Here is a 338-nt window from a genome sequence, read left to right on the forward strand (position 1 = left end):
GATGACTGTTTCAACTTCCATTCCTGTTACTTTACTTTTTTCAATCAGTTCTTGTAGATAATGTCCATCTGATTTTTCACCTGTTGTAACGACTGCTGCTGTAATTATACGTTCATCACTAATTGCTAAATGTGTTTTATAACCAAAGAAAGAACTGTCTGCTGTTTTATGTCCTACTCGTGCATCAGTGTCTGTTGAATAATTTAGATGTTCTTGCGTATCTTCTACAGCTTCTTTTAACACGTTCAATTTTTCCTTTACAGCTGGTAGATGAGCGATTTGTGGTTTATTTTCAATAATGGCAATCAATCTTTCACAGTAAGTTAATTCATCTTTTA

At 33.4% G+C, this 338-nt stretch carries 1 protein-coding gene; it reads right to left on the reverse strand.

Annotation, left to right across the window (positions count from 1 at the left end):
• On the reverse strand, positions 1-338 hold a 338-nt coding region (locus tag ABNX05_RS26155; protein ID WP_349662348.1), incomplete at both ends, for a transposase.

The organism is Lysinibacillus zambalensis (assembly GCF_040183165.1).
In the GTDB taxonomy this organism is placed as follows: domain Bacteria; phylum Bacillota; class Bacilli; order Bacillales_A; family Planococcaceae; genus Lysinibacillus; species Lysinibacillus zambalensis.